At 60.2% G+C, this 18274-nt stretch carries 16 protein-coding genes and 1 pseudogene; 12 read left to right on the top strand and 5 right to left on the bottom strand.

The window, feature by feature from the left end:
- Positions 1–25: 25 nt before the first annotated feature.
- From NTD88_RS04735 to NTD88_RS04705, 7 genes are all read left to right on the top strand, one after another.
- Complete coding sequence (locus NTD88_RS04735; protein WP_095156583.1) at positions 26–499, top strand: VOC family protein; 474 nt, start codon at positions 26–28, stop codon at positions 497–499.
- A 65-nt stretch (positions 500–564) separates the two neighbouring features.
- Complete coding sequence (locus NTD88_RS04730) at positions 565–1092, top strand: nuclear transport factor 2 family protein (protein ID WP_262155608.1); 528 nt, start codon at positions 565–567, stop codon at positions 1090–1092.
- Between the two features lie 123 nt (positions 1093–1215).
- The gene (locus NTD88_RS04725) at positions 1216–1572 is read left to right on the top strand and encodes a DUF4286 family protein (protein ID WP_095156585.1); all 357 of its coding nucleotides are present in this window, start codon (positions 1216–1218) and stop codon (positions 1570–1572) included.
- 15 nt (positions 1573–1587) lie between these two features.
- Positions 1588–2079: a VOC family protein gene (locus NTD88_RS04720; protein WP_095156586.1), complete on the top strand. Its 492-nt coding sequence runs from the start codon at positions 1588–1590 to the stop codon at positions 2077–2079.
- A 75-nt stretch (positions 2080–2154) separates the two neighbouring features.
- Positions 2155–3030 (top strand): SMP-30/gluconolactonase/LRE family protein, encoded by an 876-nt coding sequence (locus NTD88_RS04715; RefSeq protein WP_262155609.1) that lies wholly within the window; start codon positions 2155–2157, stop codon positions 3028–3030.
- Positions 3031–3126: 96 nt separating this feature from the next.
- Entirely contained in the window at positions 3127–4125 is a 999-nt protein-coding gene (locus NTD88_RS04710) for a LysR family transcriptional regulator (protein ID WP_095156588.1), read from the top strand.
- Positions 4118–5071: a LysR family transcriptional regulator gene (locus NTD88_RS04705; RefSeq protein ID WP_095156589.1), complete on the top strand. Its 954-nt coding sequence runs from the start codon at positions 4118–4120 to the stop codon at positions 5069–5071. Before NTD88_RS04710 ends, NTD88_RS04705 begins: the two co-directional genes overlap by 8 nt.
- A gap of 44 nt (positions 5072–5115) precedes the next feature.
- Here NTD88_RS04705 and NTD88_RS04700 read toward each other — a convergent pair whose 3' ends face one another.
- The gene (locus NTD88_RS04700) at positions 5116–5673 is read right to left on the bottom strand and encodes a nuclear transport factor 2 family protein (RefSeq protein WP_095156590.1); all 558 of its coding nucleotides are present in this window, start codon (positions 5671–5673) and stop codon (positions 5116–5118) included.
- Positions 5674–5747: 74 nt separating this feature from the next.
- On the bottom strand, positions 5748–8051 hold the full coding sequence (locus tag NTD88_RS04695; protein WP_095156591.1) for a CocE/NonD family hydrolase: 2304 nt from the start codon (positions 8049–8051) through the stop codon (positions 5748–5750).
- A 64-nt stretch (positions 8052–8115) separates the two neighbouring features.
- Between NTD88_RS04695 and NTD88_RS04690 the strand changes: the two genes are divergently transcribed.
- A complete protein-coding gene (locus tag NTD88_RS04690; RefSeq protein WP_262155610.1) occupies positions 8116–8817 on the top strand; it encodes a TetR family transcriptional regulator in 702 nt (233 codons plus the stop codon).
- Between the two features lie 43 nt (positions 8818–8860).
- Here the strand turns inward: NTD88_RS04690 and NTD88_RS04685 are convergent, their stop codons facing one another.
- Positions 8861–11122, bottom strand: coding sequence for a CocE/NonD family hydrolase (locus NTD88_RS04685; protein ID WP_262155611.1), 2262 nt, complete (start codon positions 11120–11122; stop codon positions 8861–8863).
- Positions 11123–11175: 53 nt separating this feature from the next.
- Positions 11176–12915: a CocE/NonD family hydrolase gene (locus NTD88_RS04680; protein ID WP_262155612.1), complete on the bottom strand. Its 1740-nt coding sequence runs from the start codon at positions 12913–12915 to the stop codon at positions 11176–11178.
- Positions 12916–13029: 114 nt separating this feature from the next.
- On the opposite strand from NTD88_RS04680, the gene NTD88_RS04675 reads away from it, so the two are divergent.
- From NTD88_RS04675 to NTD88_RS04660, 4 genes and pseudogenes are all read left to right on the top strand, one after another.
- Positions 13030–13629 (top strand): TetR family transcriptional regulator, encoded by a 600-nt coding sequence (locus NTD88_RS04675; RefSeq protein ID WP_262155613.1) that lies wholly within the window; start codon positions 13030–13032, stop codon positions 13627–13629.
- Between the two features lie 36 nt (positions 13630–13665).
- On the top strand, positions 13666–14118 hold the full coding sequence (locus tag NTD88_RS04670) for a MarR family winged helix-turn-helix transcriptional regulator (RefSeq protein WP_095156596.1): 453 nt from the start codon (positions 13666–13668) through the stop codon (positions 14116–14118).
- Positions 14119–14166: 48 nt separating this feature from the next.
- A complete protein-coding gene (locus NTD88_RS04665) occupies positions 14167–15126 on the top strand; it encodes a zinc-binding alcohol dehydrogenase family protein (RefSeq protein WP_095156597.1) in 960 nt (319 codons plus the stop codon).
- Between the two features lie 745 nt (positions 15127–15871).
- Positions 15872–17432 (top strand): annotated as a pseudogene (locus tag NTD88_RS04660) (tyrosine-type recombinase/integrase).
- 433 nt (positions 17433–17865) lie between these two features.
- Here the strand turns inward: NTD88_RS04660 and NTD88_RS04655 are convergent.
- Positions 17866–18183 (bottom strand): hypothetical protein, encoded by a 318-nt coding sequence (locus NTD88_RS04655; protein ID WP_262155614.1) that lies wholly within the window; start codon positions 18181–18183, stop codon positions 17866–17868.
- Positions 18184–18274: the final 91 nt, after the last annotated feature.

The raw sequence follows: 18274 nt of genomic DNA, 5'->3' as shown, positions 1-18274 counted from the left end.
CAACCTGAAAAAAAGAGGCTTTACCATGGATCGCTATATCAATCGTCTGTTCCACGTCTGTATCACCGTTGCCAATATCGATGCCGCACTGGAGTTCTATTGCGGTGTGCTTGGCCTGGAATCCATTGGCAAGTTGCGCGGTGAAAGAGCGCCGGGCGAAATTCTCGGTTTCCCAGGCCAGATCATTGAAATCCATGCCGATCACCTGGTCGGCAAGGACAAGGAAAACGCCACCGTTATCGACCTGATCGAATTTGTCGAGCCAAAGACCGTGGTCAACAAGAACCCGGCTGCGCCGCTGAACCACGCCGGTATCAACCGCATGGCCTTCGGCGTGGACGATACCGACGCGATTCACCAGAAACTCAAGGCGCGTGGCGATATCGTGTTCCTCTGCGAACCCCAAGTGGTTATTGCGCCAACCGGTGGCAAGTTCAAGATCCTGACCTTCAAGGACCCCTTCGACAACATTCTCGAAGTTATTGAATATTGCAAGTAACGACGGCCCTGTACTAGTGTCGACTGGGTGCGTTTTTCTTACTCTGGCAGACCGGAGCTTTTCAAATGAGCGTCACACAAGATAAATCCGAAATCATTGAAGTCATTAACCTCTATGGCGTCGCGCTTGATAGCCACGCCTGGGACCTGCTGGACGACGTCTTCACCGAAGACGCCCATGCCGACTTCGGTCCGGCGGGCGCGGTATGGAAGTCGGTGGGCGCGCTGAAGTTCGCCTTCAAGGACTTTCACGAAACACTGACCAACCACATGCACACCATGACCGGCTCTTGCGTTCACGTTGAAGGCGACACCGCCTACGCCCTGACCTACGGCGACTGGCTGCTCTCCCGCGACTCCGCCCAGGGCGGCCCGGACTGGGTCGGCCGTGGCTGGTACGACGATGTGCTGGTGCGCACCGACAAGGGCTGGCGCATCAGCAGCCGCGTATGCCGACTGATTTCCTGGACCGGCAACCCGCTGGTGCCAGAGCCGGCCTACGAACAGCACCCGGTGATGACCACCCACACGCTGCGTAGCCACCGCGAGCAAGGCAACATCCGTTTCTTCGAGGCGCTCACCCGGAACAAGTAAGCCAATGACAACTCCGGGCCACTTCCGTTGTTTATCGAGAAGTGGTCTGCGGTGTCCTTTTTCCAAAAATCGCGTATTGCTGGCGGTTTGTTGAATCAGCAATGTCCAGCGGGAGTTTCAATGATGAGCGGCCAGACAGTGATTTGGACGGTGGGCATCAATTGCCCGGCGGAACAGGAAGAGAAGTTTAATCGGTGGTACGACGATATTCATGTGCCCATGTTGTTGAAAGGTGATTTCGTCAAGAAAGTTACCCGCTTCAAGTTGGCACAAGAAACCTATCACGTCGGTACGGTGACTCAGCCGTGCCCGACGTACCTGACGATCTATGAATTCGAAAACCAGGCGAAGTTCGACGGCTGGATGAATAGTCCGGCGCGCACAGAAGCTGGCGAAGACAAAGAGAGCACTTGGGGCGACAAGGTGTACGACGTCCAGTGGGCAACCCGCTACAACCTCACCAACGCCTGGAATGTATAAAAGGACGCCATTGAAATGAGCGCATTGATCAAGAAACTATTGCATGTCTGCATTACCGTCCCCGATGTTGACGAGGCCCTGAAGTTCTACCGCGATGTATTGGGCTTCGTCTCGACCTTCGAAACCCGCACCGATGAAGCGGACGGCCCGCTGCTGGGGTTCGCCGAAGATGAAATCAGCATCTACGCGCACCACATCCTGACCGCAGGTGCAGACCCGCGCACAGCCACCGAAATCAACCTGATCGAGTACACCAAACCGGCCACCCTGGTGGATACCGGGCCTTATGAACTGATGAATCAGGTCGGCATCACCCGCCTGGCGCTGCTGGTCGACAGTGCACACGAAGCCTTCGGGAAGATTTCCGAATACCCCGGCGTTGAAGTGGTGTGCCCGCCGAAGGACATCATCATTCGCAAGCCTGGCGGCAACCTGAGCATGACCTGGTTCAGCTTCCGCGATCCGTTCGGCGTGTTCATCACCATTGCCGAACCACCCAAAGCCTGAAGCCGTTCAGTTCGATAGCGCGGTTCAGCGTTGCTCGGATCGCCCAATCCAGTTCAAAAGAGTCCGGGAGACACTATGCAGATCGATGTGCTGGTTGATGTAAAGACAACCATCGGTGAAGGTCCTTTGTGGGACGTGCAGGAGCAACGCTTGTACTGGATCGACGTGGTCGGCGGTCGCGTGTTTCGCTGTACCGCCGACGGCCGCGAGCTTCGCACCTGGGAGATGCCCGACAGCATAGGGTCGATGGCGCTGCGTCAGGGCGGCGGCGCGGTGGTTGCGCTGGGCTCGGGCTTGCACCTGCTCGACTTCGAGACCGGCGACACCCAACTGATCGCCCACCCCGAAGCCGACAAGCCGCATAACCGCTTGAATGACGGCAAGGTGGACGCCCGCGGCCGCTTCGTCTTCGGCAGCATGGACACCCGCGAAGGCTTTGCCGACGGCACGCTGTTCCGCCTCGACCCCGACTTGTCGGTGCACCGGCTGGACGCGGGCTTTGCGATCTCCAACGGCCCGTGCTGGAGCCCCGATGGCTCGACGTTCTATTTCTCGGACACCTTCTCCGGGGAAATCTGGGCGTATGACTACGATCTCGACACCGGCGCCATCGCCAACCGCCGCACCTTTACCAACGCAGGCTTCACGCCGACGACGGCAACCGATGGATCAACGGTCGATGCCGAGGGGTTCCTTTGGAACGCCCAGGTTTATGCCGGCAAGCTGTGCCGCTTCGCGCCGGATGGCAGCCTCGACCACGTCATCGAAATGCCGGTGAAGAAGGTCACCAGCGTTGCCTTCGGCGGGCCGGAGCTGGACATTCTGTACGTCACCTCCATGGCCAGGCCGCCTTTGCCTCGCTACCCCGGCGACAACCAGATGCGCGGAAGCCTGTTTGCCGTTCGTGGCCTGGGTGTCAGAGGCTTGCCCGAGCCGCGCTTTGCCGGTTAGGCGTATCTGGCAAGCCATTTGCGATCTGGATAGAATCGAAAATTTCTGCGTTTTGCTGATTTCATTGGCAAGAAATAATAAGAGACGACCCAGCGCATGATGCTCCCGAAGTTGATGCACATCCGCATGTTCGTAGCGGTTTACGAGGAAGGCTCCTTCACCGTGGCAGCCAGCCGCGAGGGTTTGGGCCAGTCCGGCGTTTCGGCGCATGTGCGGCAGTTGGAAACCCAACTGGGTGTGCGCCTGTTCGCCCGGGACCGGGCGATCATCCCGACGCCGGCGGGCCATGCCTACTACCAGGAATGCGTGCAGTTGCTGCGTCTGCACGAGCACGCATGCAACGCGGTCGGCCGCCGTGCGGAGCCGTCCGACGGCGTTGTCCGCGTCGGCATGATTCCGACCATGACCCGCTCGGTCTTCAGCCGCGCGCTACGAGCCTTCGAAGCGGCTTATCCGAATGTCTCTGTGCAGTTGACGGAAGGCGCTGGCAGCGTGCTGGCGACGGCCGTGCGGCGCGGCATGCTGGATTTCGCCATCACCCAGCGGATGTCCAACGATGCCGGCGGAACCGGTGGAGCGGGGGGCCTCGGGACTTCGTTGTTCACCCGGACTCCGGCGTTCCTGGTGTCTTCCCCGAACTCGGGCTTGCCGCACTGCAAACCGGTGCGTTTGCGCGAAATGAACGACCTGCACCTGGTCCTGCCCGTTGGCCGGCGGCCGCTGCTGGAACAGTATCTGGTCGATCACAAGGTGCCGATCGTGCAGCGGCTCGGCGGGTTCGAGTCCATGCTCGGCGCCATGGACCTGGTGCGTTCCAGTCACTGGTCCGCGATCATTTCCGGGTTGTTTATCGCCGATGACCTGCGCCGCCGCAGGTTCACCCTCAACCCGCTGGCCGACCCCATCCTCTGGGACGACATGCTGCTGGTGGAGCCCGCACGTAAACCGCTGTCCCGGGTGGCGCAGAACTTCATCGCGGTGTTGCGCAAGGCCACCGAGGAAATCAACGCCATCCCCATCCAGATCGCTTACGGCGTGCAGATGCCGAGTATGGGCCAGCCCTTTGTCCTTGAAGAGCGCAAAGACCATGAATGATTCGTTGCCCGGCTTGCGCGAGATACAGATGTTCGTGGCGGTGTATGAGACGCGCTCGTTCACCGCAGCGGCGGCCCGCGAATTCGCCACACAGTCAGGTATTTCCCAGCATATAAAGCAGATTGAAGAGCTGCTCGGCGTGCAGTTGTTCGACCGGCAGAAAATCGTCGAACCCACGGCGGCAGGCACGGTGTTCTATGGGCACTGCCTGCAGGTGCTGGCAGCCAACGCCAAGGCACTTCAGTCGCTGGATACCTTCGAGCGTGGCCTTGGAGGGGAAGTCCGTTTTGGCGTAACGCCTACGCTGGCGAGCCACCAGCTTGCGCCAGCCTACTTGCGCCTGATGGAACATAACCCGAACGCCTCCATCGCCGTGATCGACGCTCCGAGCAATATGCTGATCGACATGGTGCGGGCGAATGAACTGGACTTTGCCATCATCCCTTCGATTTCCGAGCCCCCTACGGATTTGGCCACGACGGTGTTTGCCGCCACGCCAGCGTTCCTGGTCTCGGCCAATAACCACAGCGGCGGCTTCGAACATGGTCAGGTCATCGACTTCGACAAGTTGGTCGGCCTCAAGCTTCTGGCCCCCGACAGCCGCGAGCATGCGCAGTGGATCGGTACGCCGGTGGATCCCGGCTCGGGACCGGGGCCTTGCTACCAGCTCGATGCGGTGTTGGCGACGCTTGACCTGATTAGGCAAAGCGAATGGATGGCGATTCTTCCGGGGTTGCTATTCGTTCACAGCTTCAATGCCAGCCCGGCAGAGCGGGATTTCAAACTCAACCCGTTTTCCGGCGCGGGCCTGACGCTGGAATTGTTGTTGGTTCAACCGCCACGCTCGACACCGTCGCCGCTGATGCTGGAAGTCATCGAGACGATCCGGGGCATTACCGAGGAGCACATACAGCGGTTGAGTGCGTTTCAGTCGGGGACCTATTGATTAGCCACAACCAGTGGGAGCGAGCTTGCTCGCTCCCACTGGGATCAGGCGTCTTTCAGTGATTTCTCCGCCATCGGGCTACCCGAAAAACCAGCGACCTTGCGCAGCACGCGGTCGGTGCCGTCACGCGGGCTGCCGGACGCATCGGGGTGATCGTCGAACCAGTTTTCCTTGTCGGGATAGCGGTACATCAAGTCGACCATCAGCCGGCGTTCGGCAATCAGCCAGACCCCGTCGCGGCGTTCGAAGCGATCGAAATAGCGCGCCCACAACTTGACCGTCTCGCCTTTCCAGTGATGCCGCTCGGAGGCGGCGTGATCGGCCTGCAGGTAGGTTTCGACAAAGGCGATTTCCGGCCCGTCGAATTCGATCAGGCTGTTTCCGAGAAAATGCTGGGTTCGATTGAAGCGGGGCATTTCGTCGGTCAGAAACTGGAAGAATCCTTCGGCGCCGCCGACATGCAGGCTCTCAGGGAAGTGGATATAGGCATCTTTATGGAAGGCGCCGCGCACCAGCGACATGTCGATGCGGTCGAGGCCGCGGCAGTAGCGCAGCAGCACATCGTGAATTTCGGTGCGCGCGGCAAGTTCTTCTAGGGTCATGGCAATCTCCTGGACTCGTTGTTATTGGTTTTGCAGGGTTTGACTGAGGGGCATGGGGCAGCAAGTAGCCGGTTTCACACGTCCTTGGCCGGAACGATCGGAAGCTGGATAAAGCCCGGGCGGTCCGGCCCGGTGTAGACCGTGTTCCACGCGCCGTCGTGGTAGCCGGCGTCATAGCCATGACGAGGGCCGTGATCGACGCCGTCGAACGGCTGGATATCCACGCGCAGGCGGTAGCCTTTGCGGAGCAACGCGGTGTTCGGAATGATCTCGATCTCGACCGGCACCACTTCATCGCTTTTCAGCGGTGCATGGTCTGCCCGGCGGTGGGTGTGCTTGACGGTGTAGTGGGTCGAGCGCGCCGTATCGATCGTGCGGTGCGACGCCTTCAGCCAGCCCTTGGCGAGGGGATAGTTGGGGACGTTCATGCCCATGGTGGTCGGCCCGGCGTAGTCGACTTCCTGGCCGTTTTCGTCGAGGACCCGCAGGCTCAGGTAGATGTCCATGTCCGCGCTGCTGGATGAGACCCACACGCGGGCTTTGCCGTAGCCGGCGAACACCATGTCCTCGGTCAATGGCTCGCTGATGAACGCGATGCCGGTTTTCCAGATTTCCAGGACCGACGGCGGCTTGACTGGCAGGAAGCAGGGCGCAATGCCCATGCGCAGGTCCAGGGGAATCTCGGCGGAGTAGCGCGCTTGGGCATCGGTCGCGGGCGGCGTCGGCAACAGGCGCAGGAAGTCAGTGCGGTAGGCATCGCCTTGCCAGTCCGAGGGCGAGGCGTCGAAGTACCAGCGCGGGTAGGTCGTCCTGGCGATCGGCCATTCCTGTTCCTCTTGCAGGTAAGAGGCGCCGTTGCCACTGCGAATCTCCAGGCGCACCGGCGGCGTGTCCATGATGCCGTTGTCGATACCCTTTAACCAATGATCGAAGAACGCGCGATGGTCGGCGATGGCGCTTCGTGAGTAGGGCTTGGTAAACCAGTCTTCCCAGAAGTCTATTTTCTTGGCCGTGGTGTTCGTCGCCAGGTACGCCTCGCTGCTGCCAAGCTGGTGGAAATGCGCCATATGGGTGGTGCAGGCCACGGTCCAGAGCGGCACCTTGACCTTGCTCATGTCCGGACTCATCAGAATCGTGGAGCGGGGGCCGAATGCGGTCGTGGTGTCGGCGTCCCTGAAGGGGGTTGCTTTGAGCAGGCCGATAAAGTCGACGGCATTGGGCTCGCCGCATACGGCCGCGAGGACGCCCGCCTTGTACCAGTGAGTGAAGAACTCTTCGTTGAGAATCCCGCCGGTGTACGCCACTTCGTCATACAGATCGACATCGGTGCCGATGGCGATCATTGCTTTCAGATGCCGCGGTTGCAGGCTCGCGGCGGCGTGTTGGCTCATCGCGTAGTACGACATACCCCACAGGCCGACGTTGCCGTTGCACCAGCTCTGCACCCCGGCCCAATCGATCGCATCGCGAAACGCCTCGGCGGTCTCGATGCCAAAAGGTGCGAGTGTGCCAGGGTTCTTGCCTGAGCCCGGGCCATCGACACGCACCAGCACGTAGTCGTGGGGCACCCAGTCCACGGTGTTTGCCGTTTCGTGGTTTTCGAACACTTGCCCCTCGGGGTTGCCGTGGAAATAGCGCTCTTCCATCTCTTCGTGGGCGGCAAAATCGGCATCGTCGGCGATCGAGTGGTGATAGAACGCACGGCCGTAAGGACCGCAGTTCATGATCACCGGGAACTGCCCGTCCTTGGCCGGGCGGAAGACATCCGCGTACACGTGCAGGCCGTTCTTCAGCGGAATCTTCACGTCCTTGAAACGCAGGATTCCGAGGATATTGCGCCGTACTTCATTTCGCGCCGTCGCCGCGGTGCACAGCTCGCGCGGTGTGCGCTCGGTAAACAAGCCCGCTGCCGAAAGTTCGGCGAGCAGGGTGGCGATCAAGGGGTCTTGTTCGAACTCGAGGGCTGGGTTCAGGGCCAGGCCGGCAAAGGAAATATCGTGGCGGAAGTTGATCCGGTGTTTGCCGATGATGTCGTGTACGGCCGGGTCGATGTTGATGCCACCGTTCAGATCACCGTCGCGGTCAAGCGAGCAGACGAATCGTGCAATGTTGGTCAACCCGGCATCGAGCAGCTTGCTGATATTGCCGTCTACGCGGCTGACGATATCTGCCAGGTTGATGTGCGGGGCGCCGATAGCCGAGCCGATTGATGTGTTGCCAACCAGAAAGGCGATGCGCTCGCCCTCACGGTATTGGAACTCGCCCTTTTCAGTAGTGATTCCGGCAAGGCTGGGGGTCTGGTATTTCAAGCCGGCAACCGGGCCGGAAAAAATACCGGTGCGTAGCGTGCGCTGAAACGTCTGCGGGGTATCGCTCATGACGAGGTCCTCTTGTTGTGCAGATCTTGGTGTTCCGTGGGAGCAGCGACGCGAGTGTAGGAGCTTGAAGAAATTAACTCAACATTCGTTGAGAAAATTATATAAGCTGCTGACCAACCAACAACCGCAGGTTGCAAGAGCGATGACAGGCGACAAGGAAACAGCACCAAGGAAGGTCGTGACGCGCGGGCCAGGACGGCGATCAGGTTCGGTCAGCAGCCGGCAGGCGGTGCTCGACGCCGCGCGCGCGCGTTTCGCCAACGATGGCTTCACCGCGACGACGATGCGTCGGGTGGCCGCAGATGCGGGGGTCGACGTGTCGATGGTGATGCAGTTTTTTCGTTCGAAAGACGGGCTTTTCGCCGCCGTGATGAACATTCCGCAATCGGCGCTGGAGAAGCTCGGCGAGGTGTTCGAGGGCGCGGACGAGCAGTTGGGCGAGCGCGTTGTTCGGGCTTTCTTCAAGGCCTGGGAGGGGGAACCCGAGGAATCGGAGCCGCTGACGGCGATGCTAAGAAACGCGATGGTGAATGTGCAGGCGCGCGATCATCTGCGCGACTACATCGAATCCAGGCTGGCAACGGGCGGCACCGAAACGCTCGGGCCGAATGCCCGGCTGCGGGCTGGTCTGGCGTTATCCATGCTGGTGGGGGTGCTGACGGGCAGGCAAATCATCGGTGTGCCGGTGCTCGCCGAGGCGCAGCGGGAGACCTTGGTCACGACGCTTGCCCCGGCGATCCAGCAGACGCTGCTGCCGACTGGCTGATCTGCGCCCGTTGCGGTGCGCAGATCAGCCAGTCGGTCAGCGTTCAAGGCACCACAGGTATCTGCAGATAGCTCGGGTGTTGCGGGCCGGTGTAGATCCGGTTCACTGCATCGACGTGATAGCTCTTGTCATAGGCGCGGACGGGAACGCCTGCGGGCGCATAAGGCTGGATATCCACCAGCAACCGATGACCTTTGCGGATCAACGCTGTACTAGGGTTGAGGCCGACTTCGATCGGCACGATTTCGTCGCTGTGCAGCGGCGCGCAGTCTTTCTCCAGGTGGGTATGAACAGGCCAGTAAGCGGTAGAGCGTTCGCTGTCGAGCTTGCGCCGCGAGACCTTCAACAGGCCGTGGCCGACCGGGTGAATGTGTACCGGGTCCACTGGAAGCACTACGGACTCGTAGCGAATCTCCTGACCCTGCTCATCCAGCACCCGCAGTGACACGAACGCGTCCATGTCCGCGCTGCTCGATGCAACCCACAGACCCACTTTCATATAACCCGCGAGCACCATGTCTTCGCTCATCGGTTCGCTGACAAACGAGACGCCGGTTGACCAGCGCGGCGTGCCGTCAGTGGAACCGCCGGGCGCGAGGGTCGGGGTGCCAAGGTCCAGGTGCGCGTCGTATTCGGCGCTGGCGTTCGCGCTGGGCACGGTCTCGATGATGCGCAGCACATCCGGGCGGCGCGGGTCTTTCTGCCAGGCCGAAGGTTGGGCGTCGAGATACCAGCGGCGGTATTGGGTTCGCGTAATCGGCCATTCCTGCTCGTGCAGGACGAAATGGGCACCGTTGCCGGTACGGACTTGCACCCGCACCGGTGCTTCGTCCATTACGCCGTTGTCGATACCCTTGAGCCAGTAATCGAAGTAACGCATGTGTTCGGCGAGCGACTTGTTGCTGTACGAGCCGGGGAACCACGCGTCGGTGAAGTCGAACTTGCGCGCCTTGGCTGCGGTGGAACGAATGAAGGTTTCGCTGCTGCCCAACTGGTGAATGATGGCGCCTACCTGAGGCCCGACGATCCAGACCGGCGCAGTGGCCTTGCTCATGTCCGGGCGCATGAAGATGCTGCCGTGCGGGCCGTAGGCGTTGATGTCGTTGAATGGCGTGGCCAGCACACGGGCCATCCAGTCGGTCTCGGGGCGCTCGCCGCAGTGGTTGTTGCCGGACCAGATCTTCCACCACCAGTTCCAGAACCCGGAACCGAAGATGCCACCGCCGTACAGCGCCTCGTTGTAGATATCGGCGTCGGTGCCTTGGGCGATCATCGCTTTCAGGTGGGACGGCTGCAGGCTGGCAACGTTGTGCTGGGCCATGGCCAGGTACGACATGCCCCACAAACCGACATTGCCGTTGGACCACGGCTGGGTGCCGGCCCATTCGATGGCGTCGTAATAGTCTTCGGCCTCCTGCACGCTGAACGGCGCTTGCAGGCCCGGGCTCTTGCACACGCCGCGGGCATCGACGCGGATACACACGTAGCCTTCCGGGACCCAGACCGAGGTGTCGACGGTCTCGTGGTTTTCATACTGGGCGCCATCCGGGTTGCCGGAGAAATAGCGGTCCTCCATCTCTTCTTTGCGGATGACGTCGGCTTCGTTGCAAATACAGTCGTGATAGAAGCTTTTGCCGTAGAAGCCTTTGCTCATGACGATCGGGTACTGGCCCTCGGCTGCCGGGCGGAAAACGTCGGCACAGACATAGGACCCATCGCGCAGCGGAATGCGCACATCGGTCATCTTCACGATGCCGCGAATGTTGCGGCGCAGCTCGTTGCGGCTGGTGGCGGCGTCGCACAGGGTGCGCGGCGTTCTGGCGGTGAATACGCCCGGGGTGGCGTTCAGCGTTTCGAGGATGTGCTGCAGGGTCGGGTCGTTGGCAAATCCGGTGGGGCCGCCTTGGCCCATGGGCATGACGGGCGGGCTGAAGTTGATCGGGGTGGCGCCGATCAGCTCATGCACCTGGGGTGCGATGGTGACTCCCGACTCGATATTGCCTTGCTGGTCCAGGGTATGGACGAAGCGGGCCATATTGGTCACCGAAGGATCCAGCAGCTTGTCGATCTTGCCGTCTACGCGGTTGGCCAGTTGGGCCAGGTTCAAGCGTGGCGCCGCCTCTACGGCGCCCAGAACGATGCCGCCAACCATGAAGCTGATGGCCTCGTCGGCGCGGTATTGAAATTCGCCCTTGTCCGAGGTCACGCCAGACAAGGTGGGCGTGCGGTATTTGAGACCGACGATCGGGCCGGCGAACACACCGGTCAAAACAGGACCCGAAATGGGTGCAGAAGACTTGGTCATGGGTAGTCCGTGAAACATGCGCGTGAGAGGAGAGGGTTGCAGTGCCGGAGTCGTCAACCCGCCAGGATCGGCAGTTGCAGATACGAGGTATAGCGCCCGCCGGTGTGGATAACGTGCTGCCCGTTGTTGGCGCCGGTGTATTCAGCAATGCCCGGCATCAGCGTACCGGAGAGGTTCCGCGAGCTGATGATGAAGCGCAGTTGTTCACCTGGGTGGAACGCCCAGCCGATCGGAAGCAGGTCGATCTCGATGGCCACGATTTCACCCGGCGAAAGCGTCTCGACGCGGTCGAAGGTATGCGCGGGCACGTCATCGGTTGTCAGCACTTCATCGAGGTGGCGAGTCGATACGCGCAGGCGGCCATCAGAGCCCTTGTAGCGCAGCACCGTGGCGCCGTGGTCGGTGAGGTCGTGAATCCTGGCGCTCTGGTTGGGCGCGGTGAATTGCTGGAGCGGGGTGCCGAATTTGTCGAGTTTCTGGATCAGCACAAAAAGATCCATGTCGTCGGCACCGCGGGCTTCGACCCACAGGTGCGCCTTGGGATAGCCCACCATCACGGTTTCCTGGTCGAAGCGGGCGATGAAGGACACCACATCCGGATTGGCGCCGACGTCATACGTTGCCGGCACCTCGGCACCGGGTGCAGTCGGGCTCAGGGTGCGTGCGCCGCCATCGAGGTACAGCTTGGTCGAAACCACTTCCTTGGGCGGGAATGCCTCTGCCGGCACATTGAGCCGGTCACCGCCCTGGAAGTCATGAACCGCGTAGCGCACCCGTGGCGTCTGTTCCCAGCCGTTATCCACGTCCTTGAGGTAGCGGTCGAAGAAGCGCCGCAGGTCTTCGACGTTCGCTTCGTCGTAGTAGTCAGGCCATTCCTGGCTGTTGTGAATGCGCAGCCATTTGTCTGCTGATGCGATGCGCCGCCAGCCGCGGAACGTGCCGGCGGTGTGCAGCGTGTTGGAGTAACTGGCCACGACGAAGGCGGGCACGGTGATGCGGTCGAATTCGGGAATCTTGTCGGCCCACAACGGGTTTATCAGCGGGTAGCGCTGCGCCTCGGACAGAATGTCTTCTTTCTGGTTCTTGCCGAAGAAGCTGCCGTTCTGAAGGAGGCCAGCGAAGCCGACGTCAGGCATGCCGCCGCGCATCACCAGATCGCGGTAAACATCGCTGACACCTTCCCAAGGGTTTATCGCTGCCAGGTGTTTGGGCTGCTCGGCGGCGGTAAACCACTGCGACACCGCCAGATACGAGGTGCCGCTCATGCCGACTTTGCCGGTGCACCAGGATTGTTCGGCGAGCCACTCGATCAGGTCGTGGCAGTCACGGCCTTCCTGGCGGTCCCACAGCACGCTGTCACCTTCGGAATCCACGCCACCACGCACGTCAGGGTTGCAGATGGCATATCCCTGGGCGCACCAGTAGGCCGGGTCCGGCGCTTCGAACTTGGCCAGCCCCGAGACAACCGAATTGCTCAGCCCGACCAGACCAAATACCCCCATGACGCTGGCGGACGTGCCCTGGCCTTTGCCATAGGGACTCCACGCCACGATCACCGGCACCTGCTCGGTGCCGGCAGGGCGGAACACATCAACATAGATAGTCACGCCGTCGCGCAAGGTGACGGCCACGTCTTTCTCGAAAACGATATCGACAGGCAAGGGCCGAAATGGCGGCGCGACCTGGAAACCCGCCTTCAGCGTTCGGGTACCAGGTTCGAATGCGGTGAACAAACCGGTTCTGGCCGCCGGTAGCGGGTGGGACGGCACGAACAGCTTCTGGCAGTCACTCATGCTTGCTCCTTTCTTGTTTTTGGTTAGGACCGACTGGCCTAAGGTACGGCGGCAAAATAAATTAATCAACATGCGTTGATATATGTGAATATGGCAAAAAAACTGAGCACCACCATGGAAGAAGAAACCACTAGCGCAGCACGACGTGGACGACGGCCTGGCCCCACCAGCAGTCGGCAAGCGGTGCTGGACGCTGCGCGAATACGCTTCGCCAGTGCCGGATATGCACGGACGACCATCCGCCTGGTCGCCGCAGACGCGGGAGTCAACGTTGCTCAGGTGATGCAGTTTTTTCGCACGAAGGACGAACTCTTCGCGGCCGTCATGGCGATCCCCCCGTCGGCCCTGGAGCGTTTCGGCGCCTTGTACGAAGGGCCAGACGATCGCTTGGGTGAACGGGTAGTGCGCGCCTTCCTCGCGGCGTGGGAAGGCATACCCGAAGAGTCCAGGCCCTTGATGGCGACGCTGCGAGGCGTCTTCGTGAATGACCACGCACGTGACCAGCTCCGTGGTTTTATCCAGTCCCGATTGCTGACAGGCACTCGCGAACGCCTCGACCCCGAGGCGAGGCTGCGGGCTGGCCTGGTAGCGTCCTTGCTCATTGGCATGGTTGTCGGCCGGCGGGTGATCGGAGTGCCCTTGCTGACGACAGCAGAACCGGAAGCGTTGGTCAGCGTGATTGCGCCAGCCATTCAACAGATCCTGGCGCCCTAGACAACAGCCTGGGTAGCCGACAACGGGAGCTTCAAGATGGGCAATTTTTCTGCCGTCAGTTTGGAATCTGTGTGCGTCGGCATCTTGCTTGGCCAGTCCGCCGCATTGAAGGACCGGCTGTTGGACCGGCATCTGATGCCGCTCAGCATCACCGCCGCTCAGTTCAAAGTGCTGAGGATCATTTCTGGCGGCGATAACACGGCGGGAGCGCTGTGCCGACATCTGTCCATCCATAGCGCCGCCATGAGCCGCATGCTCGATCGTCTCGAACGCAAGGCGCTCATCGTCCGCTCTCGGGACAACCATGACCAGCGTCAGGTTCGTTTATCGCTGACAGAAAAAGGGCAGTCAGTGAGCACTCAGCTTCCGATGCTGGCGTGTGCGGCCATGAACGAATTCACGGCCGGGATTACCCAAGAAGAGCTCGCTCAGCTCGAAAGGCTTCTGGAAAAGATGCTGTCTTCGTGGCTGATGAGAGAACGATTTTGAGCCATCTGGCATGCTTGACGCTGCCGCGTTATCAACTGGAGCCAACTTATGAAAGCCGCCATCGTTCACGCCTTCGACCAACCGCCGCGCTACGGCGAGATCGAAGCCCCGCAAGCCGCACCAGGTGAAGTCCTGGTACATGTTCGTGCCGCCGCGCTCAGTCAACTGGTGCGTGCCCAGGCCAGCGGCAAGCACTACAGCAGCGGCAAGACGCTGCCAGTCGTGCCCGGCGCCGACGGTGTTGGCCTGCTTGACGACGGCAGCCGCGTGTACTTCGCCTTTCCCCGTGCGCCTATCGGTGCGATGGCCGAGACCGTGGCCGTAGATGCCCGTTATTGTGTGGCCGTGCCGGATGACATCGACGACATCACCGCCGCTGCGATCGCCAACCCTGGCATGTCGTCCTGGGCGGCCCTGCAGGCGCGGGCGCACTTCAAGCCGGGCGAGCGGGTATTGATCAACGGCGCTGCTGGTACGTCCGGGCGGCTGGCGATTCAAGTGGCGCGGCACCTCGGCGCATCGCGGATCGTGGCGACCGCGCGTAACCCGGCGGTGGAAGCGGAACTGCGCGAACTCGGCGCCGACGACTTCATTCGCCTGGATCAACCAGTTGACCAGTTGACCGCCGCGTTTCGCGAGGAAATCCAGGGCAGGGGAATTGAGGTGGTACTCGACTACCTCTGGGGGCAACCGGCAGCCTGCATCCTCGATGCGCTGCTCGGCCACGGTGGCGGTGGGGCCGCGCCGCGCCTGCGCTTCGTCAACATCGGTGCGCTGGCTGGGGCAACCTTGCCAATGAGCCCGGGCGTGTTGCGCAGCTCCGGGTTGGAAATGCTGGGCAGTGGTTTGGGAAGTGTCTCGAATGAAGACCTTTTAAAGATCGTTGGGCAATTACTCCGGGCGATAAAGCCAGCGCACTTGCAAGTAGACGCCGAGGCCGTGCCGTTGAGCGAAGTTGAATCGACCTGGCAGCGTAGTGCCGCGGAACGGATTGTGTTCACTATTTAAGTGGGGCAGGAGGCAATGTGAGCGACGTCGTGTAGCCCACTGATACTTGCGCCAGACGCTTCCTCCACCTCGTGAGCCGAGTCGTCTGCCCACCGTTCGCGGGTACATAAATACGCATGATGCCGAATGGGATCGCTTGGATTAGAGGGTTGAAGTCCTATGCGTAGCCACGCGGAGGAAAAATCGCGGTCGATAGGGGGGGGCTCGGAAAAAATATGATGAGGTTCGGAAGCAGCATCACTATCAGCACTCGCTCCGACTCGCCAAGGGAAGAGTGGTGAACCCGGGTTGACGGTAGCTCTTCTTTCAATAGGGAGACGAATGAGTCAGGGCGGAGTGGACAGCTTGCACAGTGTCAACGAGCTCGGGCTGGCAACAGTTTGTAAAACGCCAAACCACCACTGAACGTTGATGCCGCACATGAACAAGTACACAATTAAGGCCATCCCTCGCTGAGAGGGTTGGAAAAAACCCATATTTTCAACGGGTAGGAAGCCGGATGTGAGTCTCGTTTCCCGCTCCAAACATGGCGCTACAGGATTCAATAGAGTGCTGTAGCCAAGAAAAAAGGACCTTCGGGTCCTTTTTTCGTTTCTGCCGAAACCGCTGAAAACCACCAGTATCCGCGCATTTTAAGTACACGAATTCGGTGCCTGATCCGGTGGGATGCTGAAGCGGATTGACGCTGGAGCTGCTTGGGCAATGTGACAAGCATCTGGTTCCTGACCCCGCTCAGGAGCTTGTTATGGCACTTTCTGATATGGCCGTCCGGCATGCCCGGGTCACCGGCACCACTTACTCCCTCGCTGACGCCGATGGGCTGTCCCTCTACGTCTCTTCAGGCGGCAGCAAGATCTGGCATTTCCGCTACTACTGGTTTGACAGGCAGCAACGCATGTCGCTGGGTAGTTATCCGCATGTCGGCCTCAAAGAGGCGCGCGCCAGCCGGGATGAAGCGCGTGCGCTGGTTGCGGAAGGGGGTTCAACCAGCTTTTCCGGTATGCGTTGGTCAGGGTGCCCGGCCTCGAAATCAATCCAGCATTCGACCTGGATGTCGTCGCCATCCCCAAGCCTCCGGTGGATCACAACCCTGCCTGCAAATGCACGAGCTCTCGGTGCTGTTACCCAAGATGCGCGCCTACGGCGGCACTGTCTCGACGGTGATGGGGTTGTTCTTGTTGCTGCTGACGGGGGTTCGAACGGGGGAGCTTCGGTTGGCAACACCTGACCAGTTCGATTTGAAAAAGCGCTTATGGGTCATACCGCCAGAAGTGGTGAAGCAGCTTCAGGTCCACATGCGCAAGACGCGCAGAAAGCCCACGGCTATCCCTCCTTACATCGTTCCGTTGTCCCATCAGGCAGTTGAGATCGTCCGCCTGATGTTGAGTCTGGTGCGCCCTGGGCAGCGGTATCTGTTCTCGCATCGTTCCAGGTTGAATGAACGCATCAGTGAGAACACGCTGAACAGTGCCTTGCATCGACTTGGCTATGCAGACCGGCTCACGGGGCATGGTATGAGGGCAACGATCACCACGGCGCTTACAGAGCTTGGCTACCCCCAGCAATGGATAGATGCCCAGCTCTCGCACAGTGAGCCTAATAAGGTGCGAGCGGCCTATACGCACGCTCAGTATGTCGAGCAGCGACGAGCGATGATGCAGGACTGGGCTAACCGACTGGATCAGTTGGAGGAGGGCAGGGTCGCGGTGGCGTGTGAGCGATTGACCACCAGCTTGGAAGGGGCGGTTCTGCAGTCATTGAGGGCGCGGGGGCTTGAGAAAGAGGTGGGCTTGGAGGTGAGCGAGTTGATGGATCGACCAGTGCAGGCCGGAGTTCATAGACCTGTTCGTCGCCCGCCCTGTGAGTGCTTGCCGAAGTCCGCTGTTGCAGTGGGAAGTTCTGAGCCAGTGTCTGAGTTTCAGCGCGAGCGTGCCGAGATGCTTGCCATCTACGAGGCGCCTACAAACTTGACGGTCCCGGCATTCGCAAAGCTTGCGGGTAAATCCCGTGACCAGATTAATCGTGATCTGAAAGCGAAGCGGTTGTTATCGATCGGTTTGGGGAATCGAGGGCAGCGTATTCCTGATTGGCGATTGGACCCGTTGCGTCATGAGCTTGTCTTGGCTGTTCTGAAACATGGCCAGCACACTGACTCTTGGTCGGTCTACCGAGCCTTGACAGGGCCGAGCGCGGACCTAGGTGGGATCGGTCCTATTGCGTTCGTAACACGGGACAATTTTGAACGAGTGTTGTCCGCTGTCGCCAGTCATATGCGAAGAGCATTCGCGGAGCTTCGCAGAGCCTGACTGTTTTCCGCTCCCAGTAGACCGAGGGACTTTCTTGTTTCCGGGCGGGGCCGTTGGGTATGTCTTGCAGGTGTGAGCTATTGGCCTTTAGCTCTTTGGTAGATAGCGGTCATTGATGACAGGCCGCTGTCGACCCATTGCAGACGTTCCCGAACGCCCAGGCGCGCATTCCCAGTAAGCGGAGCGAATGACTTGAGTCGTCCCAAAGCGGCCATTGGTGGAAGGCCGCGGTCGGCCAACAACGGAAGGTTATCTATGGCTTGGCAAGCTTCTCTTGTAGCTTAAGTTGGCTACCAAATCAGGGGCGACTCACGATTCAGGATTGAACTCTTGATTGCCCCTCGTGACGACAGCGCTAGCACGGAAATGACTCGCCTTAGGGGGCAACCGCTCGACGAAACTAATTGGCTGCGGTTCCGCGGGGTAGGTAGTTTCAGACATCCGCAGTGATGCAAAAAAGCAGCTTGATACCAGTAGTCCCGTTTTGTATCTCGTGCTCCTTTTGCGCCAGGCTCATGTTGGTGCTGGCCCAGATATACGTCTCTGATGAAGAAAGCGCTGAAGTATCCGTGGTGCCTTGGTGCATATCGGAATGTCCTAGGCTGCCGTCTGGGTGGCGCAACCATCCCTCCCACCCGATCAGGGTAGCGCCGGTTGCCTCCATGATTTGCAAAGCTTCAACCGCGCGGGGATAAGGAAGCACGAGTTCGCTTTGTGATGCGGATAACCGTTGCAAGTCAGTCAGTGTCATCGGTATATCCCTATGGCGTGTGTGGGTTGTTGAGTGTGGAACCTGACTATTTCATCTGCCTGAGTCGCCCCAGAACTATAGTCACTTTCAC

It is taken from the genome of Pseudomonas sp. 20P_3.2_Bac5, assembly GCF_025466035.1.
Lineage (GTDB): Bacteria > Pseudomonadota > Gammaproteobacteria > Pseudomonadales > Pseudomonadaceae > Aquipseudomonas.
This window is presented reverse-complemented; position numbering and strand designations above follow the sequence as displayed.

Coding starts and splice junctions, on each gene's coding strand:
- NTD88_RS04735 (WP_095156583.1), top strand. CDS start 26: ATGGATCGCTATATCAATCGTCTGTTCCACGTCTGTATCACCGTTGCC.
- NTD88_RS04730 (WP_262155608.1), top strand. CDS start 565: ATGAGCGTCACACAAGATAAATCCGAAATCATTGAAGTCATTAACCTC.
- NTD88_RS04725 (WP_095156585.1), top strand. CDS start 1,216: ATGAGCGGCCAGACAGTGATTTGGACGGTGGGCATCAATTGCCCGGCG.
- NTD88_RS04720 (WP_095156586.1), top strand. CDS start 1,588: ATGAGCGCATTGATCAAGAAACTATTGCATGTCTGCATTACCGTCCCC.
- NTD88_RS04715 (WP_262155609.1), top strand. CDS start 2,155: ATGCAGATCGATGTGCTGGTTGATGTAAAGACAACCATCGGTGAAGGT.
- NTD88_RS04710 (WP_095156588.1), top strand. CDS start 3,127: ATGATGCTCCCGAAGTTGATGCACATCCGCATGTTCGTAGCGGTTTAC.
- NTD88_RS04705 (WP_095156589.1), top strand. CDS start 4,118: ATGAATGATTCGTTGCCCGGCTTGCGCGAGATACAGATGTTCGTGGCG.
- NTD88_RS04700 (WP_095156590.1), bottom strand. CDS start 5,673: ATGACCCTAGAAGAACTTGCCGCGCGCACCGAAATTCACGATGTGCTG.
- NTD88_RS04695 (WP_095156591.1), bottom strand. CDS start 8,051: ATGAGCGATACCCCGCAGACGTTTCAGCGCACGCTACGCACCGGTATT.
- NTD88_RS04685 (WP_262155611.1), bottom strand. CDS start 11,122: ATGACCAAGTCTTCTGCACCCATTTCGGGTCCTGTTTTGACCGGTGTG.
- NTD88_RS04680 (WP_262155612.1), bottom strand. CDS start 12,915: ATGAGTGACTGCCAGAAGCTGTTCGTGCCGTCCCACCCGCTACCGGCG.
- NTD88_RS04675 (WP_262155613.1), top strand. CDS start 13,030: ATGGAAGAAGAAACCACTAGCGCAGCACGACGTGGACGACGGCCTGGC.
- NTD88_RS04670 (WP_095156596.1), top strand. CDS start 13,666: ATGGGCAATTTTTCTGCCGTCAGTTTGGAATCTGTGTGCGTCGGCATC.
- NTD88_RS04665 (WP_095156597.1), top strand. CDS start 14,167: ATGAAAGCCGCCATCGTTCACGCCTTCGACCAACCGCCGCGCTACGGC.
- NTD88_RS04655 (WP_262155614.1), bottom strand. CDS start 18,183: ATGACACTGACTGACTTGCAACGGTTATCCGCATCACAAAGCGAACTC.